Annotated in this window: 3 protein-coding genes; all 3 read left to right on the forward strand. The window is 69.4% G+C overall.

What is annotated here, in order from left to right:
- Positions 1-309: substrate-binding domain-containing protein (locus tag AC1D15_RS29830; RefSeq protein ID WP_477828868.1), on the forward strand; the 309-nt coding region annotated here is incomplete at its 5' end.
- A gap of 71 nt (positions 310-380) precedes the next feature.
- Positions 381-1,355: a Bug family tripartite tricarboxylate transporter substrate binding protein gene (locus AC1D15_RS29835; protein WP_477828869.1), complete on the forward strand. Its 975-nt coding sequence runs from the start codon at positions 381-383 to the stop codon at positions 1,353-1,355.
- 17 nt (positions 1,356-1,372) lie between these two features.
- The coding region (locus AC1D15_RS29840) for an enolase-like domain-containing protein (protein ID WP_477828870.1) at positions 1,373-1,868 on the forward strand (496 nt) is incomplete at its 3' end.

The raw sequence follows: 1,868 nt of genomic DNA on the forward strand, positions 1-1,868 counted from the left end.
CTGCGCGACCTGCTGCGCGGGCAGCCGCGGGCCGACGCGGTGTTCTGCAGCTCCGACCTGCTGGCGCTCGGCGTGCTGACCGAGGCGCGCGCCTGCGGCATCGACGTGCCGGCGCAACTGGCCGTGGTCGGCTTTGGCGACCTGAATTTCGCGGCCGATCTCGAGCCGGCGCTGAGCAGCGTGCGCATCGATCCGCGGCAGATCGGCGACCTCGCGGCGCAGTGCATCGTCACGCGCGCCAGTGGCGAGGCGCTGCAGTCGCGCGTGATCGACGTCGGCTTCTCGATCGTCGAGCGGGCCAGCAGCTGATCGGGTAAACCCGCATGACAGGGGTGGTCGCCAGCGCGTATTGTTAACGTTAACAATCCAGGAGACATCCCATGCACACGCTGTTGTCCAGGCTGGCGCTCGCGTTGATCCTCGGTGCCGTGTCGATGGCTGCCGCGCACGCCGAAGCGTGGCCCGACAAGCCCGTCACGCTGCTGGTGCCGTTCCCGCCCGGCGGCTCGACCGACACCGTCGCGCGCGCCATTGCGCCCAAGCTGGGCGAGGCGCTGCACCAGACCTTCATCGTCGACAACAAGGCGGGTGCCACCGGCACCATCGGTGCGGCGCTGGTCAAGCGCGCGGCGCCCGACGGCAGCACCTTCCTCGTCACCTCGCTCGGCCCGCTGGTGATCGCGCCGCACCTGCTGAAGAACGTGCAGTACGACGCGCTGAAGGATTTCGACCTGATCACGATCGCGGTGCAGGCGCCCAACGTGCTGGTGGTGCCGGCCGCGTCGCCGCACAGGAGCGTGGCCGACGTGATCGCGTTCGAGAAGGCCAACCCCGGCAAGATGACGTTCGCATCGTCGGGCAACGGCTCCAGCGACCACCTGACGGCCGAGCTGTTCTGGCAGCTCACCGGCACCAGCGGCTCGCACATCCCGTACAAGGGCGGCGCGCCGGCAATCTCCGACCTGCTCGGCGGCCAGGTCGAGGCCTCGTTCCAGAACGTCAACGCGGTGCTGCAGCACATCAAGGCCGGCAAGCTGCGGGCGCTGGCGGTGACCGGCGACAAGCGCTCCGCGGTGCTGCCCGAGGTGCCGACCTTCGACGAAGCGGGTGTCAGGAACCTCGCCGTCTACTCGTGGCAGGGCATCGCGGCGCCGAAGGGCCTGCCGGCCGACGTGCGCGCGAAGGCGCATGCCGCGATCGTCGCCGCGCTGAACGACCCGCAGGTCAAGCAGCAGTTCGTCTCGGTCGGCATGGAGATCGTCGGCAACACGCCGGCGCAGTTCACCGCCTTCCAGCAGAAGGAATTCGCGCGCTGGAAGACCGTCATCGAGACCGGAAAAATCACCGCAGACTGAATCAAGACCACCGACCCATGAGCACACCCACCATCACCGCGCTGCGCGCGATCCCCGTCGCCGGGCGCGACGACATGCTGCTGAACCTGAGCGGCGCGCACGGCCCGTTCTTCACCCGCAACCTGCTGATCCTGACCGACAGCGACGGCCGCACCGGCGTCGGCGAGGTGCCCGGCGGCGAGAAGATCCGCCAGACGCTCGAAGACGCGGCGCCGCTCGTCGTCGGCCAGCCGATCGGCAACCACCAGCAGGTGCTGCAGCGCGTGCAGCAGGGCTTCGCCGACCGCGACAGCGGCGGCCGCGGGCTGCAGACCTTCGATTTGCGCACCACCATCCATGCGGTCACCGCGATCGAATCGGCCTTCCTCGACCTGCTCGGCCAGCACCTGGGCGTGCCGGTGGCGGCGCTGCTCGGCGAAGGCCAGCAGCGCGATGCGGTCGAGATGCTCGGCTACCTGTTCTTCGTCGGCGATCGCACGCGCACCGACCTGCCTTATGCGGATGGTGCGCAGG

Source organism: Rhizobacter sp. P2_H2, from assembly GCF_056403375.1.